At 33.4% G+C, this 15,478-nt stretch carries 12 protein-coding genes; 10 read left to right on the top strand and 2 right to left on the bottom strand.

What is annotated here, in order from left to right:
- Positions 1-163 precede the first annotated feature (163 nt).
- On the top strand, positions 164-664 hold the full coding sequence (locus E7Z81_RS11765; RefSeq protein ID WP_292748069.1) for a hypothetical protein: 501 nt from the start codon (positions 164-166) through the stop codon (positions 662-664).
- Positions 665-723: 59 nt separating this feature from the next.
- Here the strand turns inward: E7Z81_RS11765 and E7Z81_RS11760 are convergent, their stop codons facing one another.
- Entirely contained in the window at positions 724-1,218 is a 495-nt protein-coding gene (locus E7Z81_RS11760) for a hypothetical protein (RefSeq protein ID WP_292748067.1), read from the bottom strand.
- A 292-nt stretch (positions 1,219-1,510) separates the two neighbouring features.
- On the opposite strand from E7Z81_RS11760, the gene E7Z81_RS11755 reads away from it, so the two are divergent.
- From E7Z81_RS11755 to E7Z81_RS11730, 6 genes are all read left to right on the top strand, one after another.
- On the top strand, positions 1,511-2,221 hold the full coding sequence (locus tag E7Z81_RS11755; protein ID WP_292748065.1) for an alpha/beta hydrolase: 711 nt from the start codon (positions 1,511-1,513) through the stop codon (positions 2,219-2,221).
- Between the two features lie 80 nt (positions 2,222-2,301).
- Positions 2,302-2,946 (top strand): HAD family hydrolase, encoded by a 645-nt coding sequence (locus E7Z81_RS11750; RefSeq protein WP_292748063.1) that lies wholly within the window; start codon positions 2,302-2,304, stop codon positions 2,944-2,946.
- Between the two features lie 17 nt (positions 2,947-2,963).
- Complete coding sequence (locus E7Z81_RS11745) at positions 2,964-3,314, top strand: arsenate reductase family protein (protein ID WP_292748061.1); 351 nt, start codon at positions 2,964-2,966, stop codon at positions 3,312-3,314.
- A 46-nt stretch (positions 3,315-3,360) separates the two neighbouring features.
- Positions 3,361-4,635 carry a TIGR02710 family CRISPR-associated CARF protein gene (locus tag E7Z81_RS11740; protein WP_292748059.1) on the top strand — a complete coding sequence of 425 codons (1,275 nt, stop codon included), beginning with the start codon at positions 3,361-3,363 and terminating at the stop codon, positions 4,633-4,635.
- A gap of 165 nt (positions 4,636-4,800) precedes the next feature.
- Positions 4,801-6,078 (top strand): serine--tRNA ligase, encoded by a 1,278-nt coding sequence (serS, locus tag E7Z81_RS11735; RefSeq protein ID WP_292748057.1) that lies wholly within the window; start codon positions 4,801-4,803, stop codon positions 6,076-6,078.
- A 461-nt stretch (positions 6,079-6,539) separates the two neighbouring features.
- Positions 6,540-7,778 (top strand): RNA-guided endonuclease TnpB family protein, encoded by a 1,239-nt coding sequence (locus E7Z81_RS11730; protein WP_292748055.1) that lies wholly within the window; start codon positions 6,540-6,542, stop codon positions 7,776-7,778.
- Positions 7,779-8,003: 225 nt separating this feature from the next.
- Here E7Z81_RS11730 and E7Z81_RS11725 read toward each other — a convergent pair whose 3' ends face one another.
- Complete coding sequence (locus E7Z81_RS11725; protein ID WP_292748053.1) at positions 8,004-8,687, bottom strand: TIGR00266 family protein; 684 nt, start codon at positions 8,685-8,687, stop codon at positions 8,004-8,006.
- A gap of 351 nt (positions 8,688-9,038) precedes the next feature.
- Between E7Z81_RS11725 and E7Z81_RS11720 the strand changes: the two genes are divergently transcribed.
- The 3 genes from E7Z81_RS11720 to E7Z81_RS11710 all read left to right on the top strand — a co-directional run bounded on the left by E7Z81_RS11720 (position 9,039) and on the right by E7Z81_RS11710 (position 14,964).
- Positions 9,039-13,409 carry an Ig-like domain-containing protein gene (locus E7Z81_RS11720; protein ID WP_292748052.1) on the top strand — a complete coding sequence of 1,457 codons (4,371 nt, stop codon included), beginning with the start codon at positions 9,039-9,041 and terminating at the stop codon, positions 13,407-13,409.
- Between the two features lie 281 nt (positions 13,410-13,690).
- Positions 13,691-14,326: a flavodoxin family protein gene (locus E7Z81_RS11715; RefSeq protein WP_292748051.1), complete on the top strand. Its 636-nt coding sequence runs from the start codon at positions 13,691-13,693 to the stop codon at positions 14,324-14,326.
- A gap of 5 nt (positions 14,327-14,331) precedes the next feature.
- Entirely contained in the window at positions 14,332-14,964 is a 633-nt protein-coding gene (locus tag E7Z81_RS11710; protein WP_292748050.1) for a flavodoxin family protein, read from the top strand.
- Positions 14,965-15,478: the final 514 nt, after the last annotated feature.

Here is a 15,478-nt window from a genome sequence, read left to right as displayed (position 1 = left end):
AAAATAAAATCCCATTATTGCTTGAAATTAAAAAATAAGAGTTTTAAATTGAAAATTCAATATTCAATTTTTCCCTTAAAAAAATGATAAATTTATATAATATTTTAAATATATATTATTGTAACATATTTCTTTTATATGTTATTGAATTAAAGGTGAAAAAATGAAAAAATATTTAATATTTGGATTTGTCTTACTTGCAGTAGTCGGTTTGACTTTAGGTGCAGTAAGTGCAGAAGGATGGAGCTTTAACTTCGGTTCATCTAGCTCTTCCAATAGTGACGGGGGAGAAATGGATTTCACTAACGGTGTTTTAAAATTACAAGGTGTGGAATTCAAAATACCTGATGGATATAAAGAAAACGAAAGTGCTCAAAAATTAGCTATGGCAGCTGATGATATTCCAGGCGCTAAAGCTTCACTCACAGAATTCGTAAAAGACGGACAACAAATTGTTGTAAAAGTATTCTTCGGTGATGATAAATTCACCAGTATCTCAGGTACTAAAGACACTGATGTAAACAAAACCATTGCAGGTATCGATGGTGTTTACAACAACCAGTCTTACAGTGACGGTTCCGTTGAATTCAAATTCTTAAAAGACGGAAAAATTGCTGACGTAATTGCACCTGATGATGCAACTCTCGAATCAATAATTAAATAAATAAATTATTAGAGTTCATAATTTCATTATGACTCTAATCAACTTTTTTTTTTTAAAAATTAATATGTTTTATAGGATACTGTTGCCTTGTAAGGTGTGTATCCGCTTATAAGGTTGGTTCTGATATGACCACCATTTCCTGAAACTGTTTTTGTTTTAATTTTTTTCGGATTTTTGTTGTTTTTGAAGTAGAATTTTACTTTAACCAGCTTTGTGTGATGAGGGTTCAAATCTCCGTTGATTCCGGTTCCGATATACCATGCTGTAACACCTGTTCCTTTATCAAACTGGGCATTGCCGGTATATGTAACATATCCAGCTATTGCATCTCCATTTTTAAATTTTGTTGCTTTCGGCCCCCACAATACTCCTGGTTTGAAGTTATTGATCTTTACAGTTACTGTTTTAACTTTATTGTTGCTAACTTTTTTCATGATATTTGCGGTTTTAAGCCCTGTGTTGTCTGAAATTTCATGAGCATAAACTCCTCCAACAACGGCAAAAGCACCTACAATTATCAAAAGAATAATTATATTTTTCCTGTTTAAAATCATATAATCACCGTTAATTAATAGTTATATCTGATTATGTTTAAATATTGCTTTTCAAATCAGAGAAATCGGATATTGTTGTCCATATTTTATTTAATATTAATCTTTAAATTTTATAGTGTATTCATATTAAAGTTATAATTTTAAATAAATGTGGATAAATTCATTTTTTTTTATTAAAAATATTTAGAATTACAGTGAATATTTTCTTCAGATAGAACAAAAGTCAGGTTTTTTTAAAAAATTAGTTAAATATATTAATTAAATTAGTTAATTATTATATAAGTGAGTTTGAATGAATAAGAAAATTAAAATATTAATTATAGTTATAGTGGCATGTGTTTTGGCATATGGAATATTCTATTTCACTGATGTTCATCATGCCGAAAAAACTGCAACTGATTTGCTTAACGGAACTGACAATGTTTCAGTTCAAAAGATATCAAACGGATTGTGGTTAGATGGACCCGGCAATGGCACATCACTGATTTTCTATCCTGGTGCTAAAAACGAATATACAGCTTACCTTCCTCTGTTTGTACAATTGGCGGAAAATGGTGTGGACTGCTATCTTGTGGAAATGCCTTTGAATTTTGCATTTTTCGGCCAGGACAGTGCCGAACCAATAATTGAAGCAGGCAATTACTCCCATTATATCATGTCCGGTCATTCTTTAGGTGGAGTTTCAGCATCATCATATGCTGTTCATTCAAACAAGACTGATGCAGTTGTACTGCTGGCCGCTTATCCTACAGAAAAAATTGACAAGCCTGTTTTATCAATTTATGGATCTGAAGACGGAATTTTAAATAGGGAATCATATAATAAAGCTTTACCGTTAATCAGCAACTTAACAGAATGTGTAATTCAGGGTGGAAATCATGCTCAGTTTGCTTATTATGGGCATCAGGAAGGGGACAATCCTGCCAAGATTTCTCATGATGACCAGCAAAATCAGACTGTTGAGATTATATTGGAGTTCATTAACAATGTAACAATGTCTTAATTATCATATTATATGATAATTAACTTTTTTTCAATAAATGATGTAAAAAAATAAATTGTTTAAGGTACAAAATTTACATTATGAAACGACTTGCGATTTTTGATTTTGACGGAACACTTTTTGATTCAATATGGGATGTACTTGAATGTTTTAACCGGACACTGGAGATGTATGACCTGCCAAAATTCACCAGGGAGGATTTGATTCCTTGTCTGGGAGGAAACATTGATGAGATTGTTTCTCTGGTTTTGGGAGATAACAACACTCCTGAAAATCTTGAAAAAGTAAAAACCACCTATCTTGATTTTTATAATTCATCAAAAAAGGAATTGACAGTTCCATTTCCGAAAGCCCTGGAAATTTTGGAGAAATTGCAGGAAAAGGATGTGATTTTAGCCATCAATTCAAACAGACTGACCTATTCACTAGAAGAGCTAATAGGCAAATACTTTTCAGAAATTGATTTTATTGCCATTGAAGGACATAATCATGAAAATCCCTCCAAACCCGATGCATATGGTGTAAATGAGATTATTAAAAAGGCAGATGTAAACGCTGATGAAGCGGTGTATATCGGAGACTCCATAACCGACATACTGACTGCAAAAAATGCGGGAATTGACTGCATCATTGTCAAATGGGGATATGGACTGCAGAAGGATTTTGAAGATGAATATCTTTTAGAGGTCATTGATGATTTTGAAGAAATAGTTAAATATTTTTAATTTCAAAAATGTTTAATATGTTATTTGTACAATACCCTAAATGTTCAACATGCAGAAAAGCTAAAAAATGGCTGGATGAACATGACATAGAATATGAATCAAGACATATTATTGAAGAAAATCCAACTGCTGAAGAGATTGAAAGCTGGTGGAACTTATCCGATTTACCTCTTAAACGATTTTTCAACACAAGCGGAATGAAATACCGTGAATTGAAACTTAAGGATAAACTTCCAGACATGTCTGAAAAGGAACAGTTTGAATTATTGGCCACAGACGGAATGCTTGTTAAAAGACCTATTGTTGTTGGAGATGACTTTGTTCTGGTCGGATTCAAAGAAAAGGAATGGGAAGAAAACCTTATTTAGACAACTACAAATCATGAAATAATTTAATGATGTAGGTTATGGTATTATGAGAAGAAAAGACGTTGCGCTTTTTATGATTGTTGGAACAGGCATTAATTCACATGATGAAGGCGGAAGACTGCTTGCCCAAAAGATGTATTCCACAATCAACAAGATATATCCTAATTATGTGGTATTTTTCGCATCTGAAAAATCCAAAAAAATCATTCCATATATTGAAGAACTATTCAAACAGGATAATGATGAATTTATTTTAGATGAAGATTATCAGATCGTTCCGATTGAAGCCATAGATGATTTCAACACTTGTTTTGAGGTATTCGAATCTAAAATTTGGGAATTCGATAATGATTTAACCAAGGAATATCAGATAATTATGGATTATACTTCCGGAACTAAAACAATGTCAGCTGCAATGGCCTGCTGCGGAATGTTCTATAAAAAGGATTTGATTTCAGTCGGAGGAGACAGGTCCCGTGGTGAAGTTTCCATGGGTACAGAAATCATAAATTATCAAAATCTCTACAAAATCTATGATAGACTTGCAATAATGAATATAAGAAGATACTTCAACGCCAATAACTTCATGCAGTGCATTGATGTTTTGGAAAAGATTATTGATACAAGTTTCCATAAGGATTCTTTTTTAAACATCTGTAAATCTTATTATAGTTGGGATAATATGGACTTTGAAAGTGCCTATAAGTATCTTACAAAAGCGGATTTGAGTCATTTTGAATTCATAGAAATTCGCGAAAAATTAAAAAAGAATCTGGCAGCTTTGGGCATCATGAATAATTCAAGGTCTGAAAATCTGAAAAACTGCTATATTCTTGCAAGTCTGATAAACAACTCCATTAGAAAAGCTGAACAGTATAAATATGATGATGCCATCGCCCGTTTATACCGCTCATTTGAACTGATTGCTCAGGTCCAGCTTTCCAAATATGACATCATAAGCTCTGATGTTGACCTGGAAATACTTTCAAAGAAAAATATTTCTCCTGAATTTATAGAGTATCTTAAAAAATCAGAAGATGAAGGAAAAATAAAAATCGGTCTGATAAACGATTTCTTGCTTCTCAATGAGCTTGGCGATAAACTGGGCAAATATTTTGTTCAAAACGAATCCAAAATTAAAAACCTTACCCGAAAGAGAAACAATTCAATTTTAGCCCACGGTCTGGAATCACAGTCAAAAGAGGACTTTGAACAATTTTTAGAAATAGTTCAGGATTTGGCCCGTAAAATGGATAAGGGAATGAATAAATTTTTAAATGAAACAAAATTCGCCAAGTTTGATTTGATATTTGATTTATAGATTATATTTTGGGCAATACCTGATGTCATGCCCATTCATTTTTTTCTTTTAAATTTTTTTCAAAAATCGTTATTTATTACTCATATTTTTTTAAAATTAGCATTAACTTTAAAAAACAAAAAAATCATACTTATAATTGAATAAAATATTTTAGGGGACAAAATATTGTTAGATATAAAATTGTTCAGAGAAAATCCGGAAATTATCATAGACTCTGAAAAGAAAAGATTTAGAGACACAGAAAACGTAGAAAAAGTAATTGAATACGACACCTTATGGAGAGAAGGTGAAAGAAAATTAAATTCTTTAAGATCTGAGAAAAACAAATTATCCAAATCATTCAAAAAAGCTAAAGAAGAAGGCAATTTCGAAGAAGTCGTTAAAAGATCAAAAGAAGTTGCAGCAGAAATAAAGGAACTGACTGCAAAAAATGCTGATTACCTAAAACTCAGAGACGATTACAGATACAAAGTTGGAAACATCATAGATGAGGATGTTCCGATTTCAGACACTGAAGATGACAATGTAGTGGTTAGAACATACGGTGAAATTCCGGAATATGACTTTGAGCTTTTAAATCACGTTGACTTAATCAATAAAATTGACGGTGCAGATTTAGAGACTGCAGCAAGCATTGCAGGTGCACGTTTCTACTACCTTAAAAGAGACATCCTGCATTTGAACCTTGCTTTAATCCAATTTGCACTTTCCGAACTTGAATCAGAAGGATACATTCCAATGCAGACACCTTTCTTTGTAAAAGGTGAAGTTGCAGCAGAAACCTCTGAACTCGGTGAATTTGAAGAAACATTGTACAAAGTCGAAGGGGAAGATATGTACCTTATTGCAACTGCTGAGCAGACTTTGGCGGCTCTTCACAGAAATGAAATCATCGCACCTGACGAATTGCCTTTAAGATACTGCGCACTTTCAACATGCTTTAGAAAGGAAGCGGGATCCCACGGAAAAGATACACTAGGAATATTCAGGGTTCACCAGTTTGAAAAAATCGAACAGTTCATATATTCCACACCTGAAGACTCAAGAAATCAGCATGACCATCTGATGGAGGTTACTGAAAGAATCTATCAGAAATTAGGTCTTCCATATCAGATAATCGCTATTGTATCTTCAGCATTAAACGACAATGCTGCAATCAAATACGATTTGGAAGCATGGTTCCCAGGTTCAAAAGCATTCAGGGAACTGGTTTCATGTACTAACTGTAAAGACTACCAGGCACGTAAAACTAAAACACGTGTTGGAAGGGCAGGTTCCGGAGATGCACAGATATTGCACACTCTAAACAGTACAGCTATTGCAACTGAAAGAACAATGTGCTGTATTTTGGAAAACTATCAACAGCCTGACGGTAGCGTTAAAGTTCCTGAAGTGTTAGTCCCTTACATGAATGGAAAAACAGTTATTGAAGCTAAAAAATAGCTTCTTTATTATTTTTTAAAGTGTGTTTACATACTCAATCAATTTTTTTTAATAATTCATTTTTAAAGAATTTAAATATTTTAAATAAAAATAGTTTTTACGATTAATTTTTAGAATCTCGTACTCTGGTGAGTGGAGATTCTTTTAATCGTTCAATATCTATATTGTGTGGGATTTTTATCTTAAAAATGCGAGAATACCTCGACTTCTTAAGTCGAGGATGAATCGCAAGTTTGGGTATACTGTTGTAAATACCTTTTTTTTTAAGTGTTTATTTGTTTCAATATTGTTTATTTTCTATTTTTTTTTCTTCATCTTGGCTTTAGGTGTACATTTTTATTATAATTTTCTTTCGAGTGAATACTCTTCATTTGCTCTTGGTATAAGTTTATATACTATTACATTAGATATAGTATAATATCATTTGTAAATTTAAAAAAATTTATTCCGGGCTTAGAAAAATGAAATTTGTTAAAAAAGTTCTTAAAATTAGGATTTATCCTACTAAGATGGATAAGAATGATGATGGGGAAAAAATTGTTAGTATTAACAAAATTGAGTCCAATATAGGCATTCGCCGATTTATATATAATCATGTATTGGAATTTATTAATAACTTTAAACGCCTATTAATTCAAAATGGATATGAAGACAAGGCAATAGTTAACATTAGTTCATGCAATGTTATTTTAAAGATGTTAATGCATGAATATTCTTTTTTAGAAAAAGCTGAGTCCAGCAGTCGTCAGCAAGCAATAATAGACCTTGTTAATGCTTTTAAAAGATACGAAAATCCTAAAATAAAATCAGATTATCCAGTTTTTAAACATCGTAAAAAAACCATAAAATTCACATTCCGCATAATAAACAATAACTATAATATTAGAATAACAAAAGATAAAAACGGACACGATAAAATAAAATTAGCCAAACTAGGATTAGCAAAATTCAAAACCAGTAAAAAATACCGCGAATTACTACGACGAGGAAGTGACAAAAATGACCCTTCAGTTAAAATCAAACATGTAACAGTTAAAAGAATACATGGCAAATACTTTGCCATTTTCAACATCGAATACATACACATACCCGAAACAATCATAAGTCCACGAATGCAAGTGGGAATTGATATAGGATGCAGCAAACTAGCAGTTCTATCAAACGGCCAAGAGATACCCAATCTTAACCTCGAAAAAGAAACAGATAACATAATCCGATATCAAAAAACCATGAGCCACCACAAACAAGGATCCATAAGATACCTCGAAGCACAAAAATTATACAATAAATCATGGGAAAAATTCCTAAACAAAAGAGATGACTATTATAACAAAGCAGTATCTTATATTGTTAAAAACAGCATATTCGTTGCAGTTCAAAACGAAAACATCATTTCATGGAAACACAACCCATATTTAAGCCATTCAATTCAAATAAACGCACCCCGTAATTTCTTAGACAAACTAGAGAAAAAATGCCAACAAGAAGGCGTAACATTCATTAAACTCCCAAAATTTTTCCCATCCACTAAAAAATGCAGCAAATGTCAAAAAATCAATAAAAACATAAGTGGACTTGAAAATTTAGGAATACGAGACTGGGACTGCCCGCATTGCCACACACATCATGATCGTGATGTCAATGCAGCAAAAAACATCCTTAATAAAGGTTTAGAAGTCGTCGGGACGACGGCGCAGTAAAAAAAAATTTTCCAAAAAAATTTCCATATTTTTTTTTGGTTTGCGAATCCCCGCCGTCTACAACGGTGGGGAAGTTCAACTCACAACACACAGATTAGATATTGAGTTTAACACAGTAATCTAAAAATTTTGAATTTTGTTAATTCAAATTTGAGCTTTTAAGCTCTGTTTGTAATGTATGTTTTTTAGATATATAAATTTTAAACAAACTTTTTTGTCAATTGTTTATTCTTCCTTTTTAGGTATGAATGGTACGATTGCTTCAGCAAGTTTGCACACTGGCATAGTCTGGAGCCATACTCTTCCAGGTCCGGTCATTTTTGCAAAGAACAGTCCTTCTCCACCAAATACAATGTTTTTTACACCTTTCACTCTTTGAATATCGAAATCTACAGTTTCATCGAGTGCAGCAACATGTCCGTTGTTGACAATAAGTGTTTCACCTGGAGCTAATGTTTTTTCAACAACGTCTCCGTCTATTTCCAGGAATACCATTCCGTTTCCTGAGAATCTTTGAAGAATGAATCCTTCACCTCCAAACAATCCTGCTCCGAGTTTCTTTCTGAAGTACATGTCAATTTCGATGCCGTCTTCAGCTGCCAAAAATGAGCTTTTCTGACCGATTATTGACTGGGATCCTTCCAGTTTGATAGGGATGATTTTTCCTGGGAAGTATGATGAAAATCCTATTTCCTCGCCGTCACGTTCTGCTGTAAAGAAGTTCATGAACAATGTATCTCCTGCCAATGCCCTTCCAAGACCTTTTAGAAGACCTCCTCCGGTGTTGGTGTCCATTTTAATGCCTGGAGTCATGTATGCCATTGCTCCGCTTTCATCTTTCATTCTTTCTCCTTTATTCAATTTGCATTTAACAAGTGGGAATGCTCCTCCTACAATTTCGTATTCCATTTTGTTCACCAAATTTAGTTATGTATATTCATGATTTTAAAGTATATGCTTTTGTTTAGTAATATGTAAAATCGTTTTGTCATTAATGGATAAGTGTTAAATATTACATTATTTTTCTTTAAAATCTTTCAATTGGTCTTTATTTTTTTATACTTTAAATAATTTTGATGTAATTTATTTTTTACTGGATTATGGGTTTTATTTTGTTAAATAACTGGATTTAATTAGGTTAATTTAAATATGATGTTCAAAAGAAATATGTTCATATCATATGGGGAGTTTATTTGCTTTGATTTATTATGGTATAATCGATTTAAATTGAAAGTTATTAAATTTAAAAAGGGTGTAATAATGAAACTTAAAAAGGGAATGCTGATTGCATTGGTTGTTATGGCTATTTTAACAATCGGTGCTGTCAGTGCATCTGAAGATATTGTCTCAGATGATTTGACTGTAAGTAATGAGGCAGGTAATGTTCAGCTGTCTTTGGAAAATGATGAAAATGATGTAATGAGTGAGGGAAATTCATCCGTTGTTGTTGATGAGGATGATGAGGAAAATCCTTATTATATTTTTGTAAATGAAGATGAAATCATCACTGACAGTGAAAATGAAGATTATGATGAAAATGCAATGGTTGCAGGAATAATCCTGCCTAATGATACAGAAGACGGGCATCTGGATGTCTTTACTGATGATGATGTGGAAATTTATAGTCTTATTGTTCGGGCTGTCGGTGAAGGGGATTGGCAGATAGATGAAAACGGAAATCTGAAATCCCATATCTTTTTGAAGGATTTGGATTTAACAAATGTCCATGACGGCGATAGAGTAAATTTCATTTTCTTTGATGAAAATGGGGACAAGGTTGATGAATACGCAACTTCAAGAACAATTGAAATAACCGAATCATATATTAAATTCAGTGGTGAAAACAGTGATGAAGGTGATGATGAAGAAGATGAGCCTATCGTAAGTATTTTTGTGGACACTTCAAAAGATTATCCTACTTCAGGAGACGGTGATGAAAGTTTAATAACCGTTTTATCACAAAACGGCGAAGAATATCATGTAGCCATATTCAGCAGCAAAAAATTCTTCTTCGATAAGAATTTGACAGATTTCGAAAATATAGTTCCTGTTGAAGGTGATGAGGAACTTGAAGGGTATTATAAATATGAGATTACACTCAATGATGTTGATTTCTTTAATGGATCGGATGATGGGGATAAAATCTGGATAGGCGTTTATAAGATTGAAGACTGCTATAAATGGATGGATGCTAGTTCACAATACCATGTGTTATTTAATGGCAATTCATCATTCAGATTATTGGATGCTCTCGACATTCGTATTTTCTACGGAAATTTAATCAGCGGTGAAACTGACGATGGTATGATTACTTTTGCCACAGATAAATTTATGGATATAGCTGTTCCTAGTTCTTCAAGCGCTGTTGAAGTAGATGTTACAGTTGATTTCGGAGATGAAACTAAAACTTATTCATTAGATGATTTTGACTTTGAAGAAGTCTCAGATGAGGAGTTTTCAGGTAAAATTTACTACATTGAACTAAATGATGAAATTAAAAATATGATTCGTCAGCATGAAAATCAAAATATAACCTTCAATTTAAGTTATGGATTTAATGGAAAAAGTATCTCAGTATCATTTAAGCGTATTTTAATGGGTAATGTTTTCTATAAAATAAATACTCTTTCAGATTTGAATTATCTGTTCGATTTTAACATAGCTGGTGATGTTTTAAACAGCAGTGATGATGAAGCTGTAAACATTTTCTGCTTTGATGGTAATTGGCATTGGGCCCACAATGATTTGGGAGGAGGTTATTTTAAAGTTTATGTAAATGATAATTGTGTTGTATCACTTGAATTACATAGTCAGCTAGTTGATTATTCTCCACGTGGTGTTTCTTTCAGTTTAGATGATTTGGGAATTTCCACATCAGGTAACTATACAATTAAAATAACCCAATTACCTGATAATGAAACTGAAATTGATGAGGAAACTGGCAAAATAATGCCTCAGTATAAATTTACCGGTGAAAATGAAATTATCAGTAAAGATGTGGTAGTGAACTTTGAAGATGTTTATGAACCAGTTGATCCTGAATTGACAGTAGAATTGTCTAAAGATGAATATGAATTTGAAGAAATAATTGAAATAACAATCAGATCACTGGCAAGTCCTGTCACTGTTAGCGTTGATGGCAACACATACACTATAGCTATAGTTGATGGTCTTGGCATTCTTCAGATTCCTAATTTAAATGCAGGTAATTACACTGTAATAGCAATATCCGAGAAAACAGACTTATATCAGGCCGGTGAAGTTAATAAAACATTCAGTGTCAATAAAGTTGATGTTCCTTTAACACTCAGTGTTGCAGATATTGAAGTTGGCCAGACTGCTGTTTTAAACATTGAAATGGCAAAAGCAATCAATGGTGATGTTCTAGTTAGCTTAGCAGGCAATAACTACACAGTATCTCTTACAAACGGTAAAGCCAGTCTGAATGTTTCAGATTTAAAAGCAGGTGATTATGAGGCAGTTGCAATTTATGCTGGAGATATTAACTATAACTCTGTATTAAACACCACTTCATTTAAAGTATCAAAATTAGCTCCTACTATTGAAATAACTGTTGGTGAGGCTGTTGAGGGCAGTGATTTGGATGTGACTGTTGAAGTTCCTGATGCAACCGGTAGTGTTGTTGTTAATGATGAAGGTGTTGCTTTGGCTGATGGTAAGGCTGTTGCTACCATTGAAAACTTGGTTGCCGGTGATTTGACTGTTGAGGTTAATTATGTTGGGGATGACAAGTATTCAAGTGCTTCTAAAAATGTTACTGTAGTTGTTAAAGCTAAAGAAAGTCCTGATTTGGAAGTTATAGTCGATGACATTGACTTCGGTGAAACAGTAAATGTCAACATTACCGTTAACGCTAATGTCACAGGTAAACTCACTGTTGTCGGTGTAGTTGTCGAAATTGATGACGGTAAAGGAACTTACACAATTTCTGGTTTAAATGCAGGCAATTATAATTTAACTGTTGCATATGAAGGGGATAAGTACTTCAATGCAGATGAGAAAACCGCAGCATTTAAAGTAAACAGGGTAGATTCTGTTTTAAACGCTTCCAATGTCGAATTTGATTACGATGGATTTGGCATAATCAATGCAACATTTGAAGGCGCAACAGGAATAGAAGCTCAAATAATTGACCACGACCATGTGGTAATTGAAATAAATGATGCTCAAATCACTGTTTCTAACCTGTCTGCAGGAACACATGCATTGATGGTGACTACAATTCCTGATGAAAATCACAATCCTGTAACTGAATTTGTGAGGGTTGTTGTAAATAAAGTTGACTCTAAACTCACTGTGGAGGATATTGTATTTGATTATGGAAGTTATGGGGCTTCACAAATTACTTTTGATGGTGCTGAAGGTGTAATTGGTAAAATTGATGATACTAACATTACTGCTGACGGTAACGTGATTATAATTTCAGGTTTGGATGCCGGTAACTACACCCTGACTGTAACTACAGTTCCTGATGATAATCACTATGCAGTTAGTGTATCTGCCTCTGTTGTTGTAAACAGGGTCGATTCATCTGTAATTGTGCCTGCAATCAGTTTTGATTACGGTTCTTCAGGCTCAGCAAATGTTGTTCTTGATGGAGCTTCAGGATTTAATGCAGCTGTTGATGATGACAAGGCTGTTGTAACTGTTGAGGAAAATGTGATTACAGTTTCCGGCCTGGATGTTGGAACATACACCTTAACTGTAACCACAGTTCCTGATGAAAATCACAATTCAGTAACCGCAACTGCAACTGTTACTGTAAATGAAGCGTTTGAACCGATTGATCCTGGTTTAACAGTCACTGTTGAGGATATAATCTTCGGTGAATTTGCCAATGTGGTCATAGCAACCAACAATACTTACTCAGGTGATGTTTTAGTTCAAATTGGAAGCAGCAATTATACAGTATCTGTTGTCGACGGCTCAGGTTCACTGATTCTTCCGGGTTTAACAAGTGGCCAATATTCTGTAAAAGTGGTTTCAACACCAACAGACATTTTCAAAGCTGCTGAGTCCACTGTAACATTTGCTGTTAATAAATTGGCTACCGGTGTCAGTGCGGCTAAGATAAGCACTACTTACGGTACCAGTAAAAACCTTGTTGTCACATTAATGGATGCAAACGGCAATATTCTTGTTAATAAAACTGTCACTGTCAAATTGAACAATGTTGTTTATAAAAAAACCACAAACAGCAAAGGACAGGTTTCAGTTGCAGTTCCAAAGACCTTGGCGGTTAAAACATACACTGCATCAATAACATTTGCAGGTGATGACAACTATGCCAAATCAACTGGGTCTCAAAAGGTAGTGGTTTCAAAGGCAACTCCAAAACTTACTGCAAAGGCAAAAACATTCAATGCTAAAACAAAAACTAAAAAATACACTGCAACCTTAAAAACAGATAAGAATGCTGCATTGAACGGCGTAAAAGTTACACTTAAGGTTAATGGAAAAATATATTCTGTCAAAACCAATTCCAAAGGTCAGGCAATATTTAAAATTACTAAATTAACCAAGAAGAGTAAATTTACAGCTTATGTGAATTTTGCAGGAAATTCCAAATACAAGGCAATAAACAAAAAAATAAAATTGACTGCTAAATAAGTGGATTAACTTTCACTTATTTCATTTCTTTTTTTTCCTCATTATTCTCCTATGAAATAATTGATTTTACCTATATTTATTTTAAAATATTTTAATCAAACTATATTTTAATCAATTCTTCTTTCACATTAACGGCAAGTATTTCATATTTTCACTTTCCTTTTTGATGGAATATATATCACGTAATCAATTTTAGCATTTTTTTCAAAAAAGAGGGATGTTAATGTAACACAACACTTAAAAATTTCAAAGTCAAAAATTATTTTAAAAGGTGTTGAGTTATGAAGACAGTGGTTATTAATGCAAGTCCGAGAAGAAAGTGGAGTACTGCCGAAATCATGAAAGAAGCAGCCAAGGGTGCTGAGTCAGCAGGAGCTGAAGTTGAATACATTGATTTGTATAAGATGGATATTCATGGCTGCATGAGCTGTTTAATATGTAAAAAGGCTGATAAGGAACCGTGCAAATGTTACTGGAGAGATGACCTCCAGCCTGTTATTGAAAGAATTCTTGATGCAGATTGTCTTTTGATAGGTTCTCCGATATATTTCGGCGAACCAACAAGCCATTACAGAGCATTGCTTGAAAGACTTATATTCTGCATACTGTCCTATGACGGTTTCGGGTCATATTTTGAAGGCAAAATCAATGTGGGCCTGTTTTTTACAATGAATGCTCCTAAGGAATATTACGAAAACATGATGGCGGATTATATTGAATCATCAAACAAAGTATTTGGAATGTTGAACGGAGAGGTTAAGATATATCCTGTTTTAAATACTCTGCAGGTAAAGGATTATTCCAAATATCGTATGGCGGCATTTGATGAAAATGCAAAACGGGAATATCGTGAAAAACATTTCCCGACCGATTTGGAAAATGCATTTAAAATTGGCGCTGAGCTGAGCAGGAAGTGAACGGATTGAAAACAATTATTATCAATGCAAGTCCCAGAAAAAAATGGAACACTGCCGAAGTTCTTGATGCAGCAAGAAAAGGAGCGGAATCAGTCGGTGCTGAAACCGAATATATCAATCTGTATGATCTGGTTTTTAAAGGATGCAGAAGCTGTTTGATATGCAAAAGAAAGGATAAGACAAAGGGCAAATGTTACTGGAGAGATGACCTGACACCACTGATAGAAAAGATTTTTGAAGCGGATGCATTAATCATCGGCTCACCGATATATTTCGGACAGCCAACAAGCGAATTCAGGGCTCTGCTTGAAAGGCTTATATTCTGCATAATGTCTTATGATGACGGGTCCAGCTATTTTACCGGCAAGGTCAATGTAGGAATATTCTATACCATGAATGCTCCTATAGAGTTTTATGAACAGTCCATGAAAGACAGTTTGGCAAGCAATGAATTCTTATTTAAATATCTTAATGGGGAAGTGGTTTCATATCCTGTATGTGACACTCTTCAGGTTCATAAATATTCTGAGTATAATATGGCAGGTTTTTCACAGGAAGCAAAAGAAAAGCAGCTTATTTTACAGTTTCCGAATGACCTTGAAAAGGCATTCGAAATTGCAGCGGAACTGAGCAAGTAGTATTTAAATGTTTGTGAAGTGTGTAAATGTGAATTCATGCACTTCAAAAACTGATTTTAAACTTAAAAACCAAGTATTAATTGGATTGAAAAATCCGGGGCTTGGTTAAAAAATATTGTTTGTTTATCTTTAAAATTCGAGAATACCTCGATTTCTGCAAGTCGGGGATGAATTGAAAAGTTGGGTGTACTTTTGTTAATTGTCTATATAATTAGTTATTTTTTAAAATAAGCTTTTTTTTATAATGTATTTAGGGGGATTATTATATTCACTATTACTTTTGGATTTTCATATTAATTAATACTTTTCATTTGCTCTCTTACTATTTCTTTATAAATGGGGAAGTTGTTAATTTAATATTAGTGTGTCTTTAATTTTTGTATGTTAAAATTGAAGAACCATTATAGTTTTAATTCAAAAAATGTGGTGGATATATAATGGATAAACGAGTAATGGGTATTAAGGTTAGACTTAAACCTTCACCTGAACAAATTGAAGAGTTTCATAAGAATTT

Source organism: Methanobrevibacter sp., assembly GCF_015062935.1.
Classification (GTDB): domain Archaea; phylum Methanobacteriota; class Methanobacteria; order Methanobacteriales; family Methanobacteriaceae; genus Methanocatella.
Note: the sequence above shows the minus strand (reverse complement) of the source record. Positions and strands in the feature narration are given on the sequence as shown.

Coding starts and splice junctions, on each gene's coding strand:
- E7Z81_RS11765 (WP_292748069.1), top strand. CDS start 164: ATGAAAAAATATTTAATATTTGGATTTGTCTTACTTGCAGTAGTCGGT.
- E7Z81_RS11760 (WP_292748067.1), bottom strand. CDS start 1,218: ATGATTTTAAACAGGAAAAATATAATTATTCTTTTGATAATTGTAGGT.
- E7Z81_RS11755 (WP_292748065.1), top strand. CDS start 1,511: ATGAATAAGAAAATTAAAATATTAATTATAGTTATAGTGGCATGTGTT.
- E7Z81_RS11750 (WP_292748063.1), top strand. CDS start 2,302: ATGAAACGACTTGCGATTTTTGATTTTGACGGAACACTTTTTGATTCA.
- E7Z81_RS11745 (WP_292748061.1), top strand. CDS start 2,964: ATGTTATTTGTACAATACCCTAAATGTTCAACATGCAGAAAAGCTAAA.
- E7Z81_RS11740 (WP_292748059.1), top strand. CDS start 3,361: ATGAGAAGAAAAGACGTTGCGCTTTTTATGATTGTTGGAACAGGCATT.
- E7Z81_RS11730 (WP_292748055.1), top strand. CDS start 6,540: ATGAAATTTGTTAAAAAAGTTCTTAAAATTAGGATTTATCCTACTAAG.
- E7Z81_RS11725 (WP_292748053.1), bottom strand. CDS start 8,687: ATGGAATACGAAATTGTAGGAGGAGCATTCCCACTTGTTAAATGCAAA.
- E7Z81_RS11720 (WP_292748052.1), top strand. CDS start 9,039: ATGAAACTTAAAAAGGGAATGCTGATTGCATTGGTTGTTATGGCTATT.
- E7Z81_RS11715 (WP_292748051.1), top strand. CDS start 13,691: ATGAAGACAGTGGTTATTAATGCAAGTCCGAGAAGAAAGTGGAGTACT.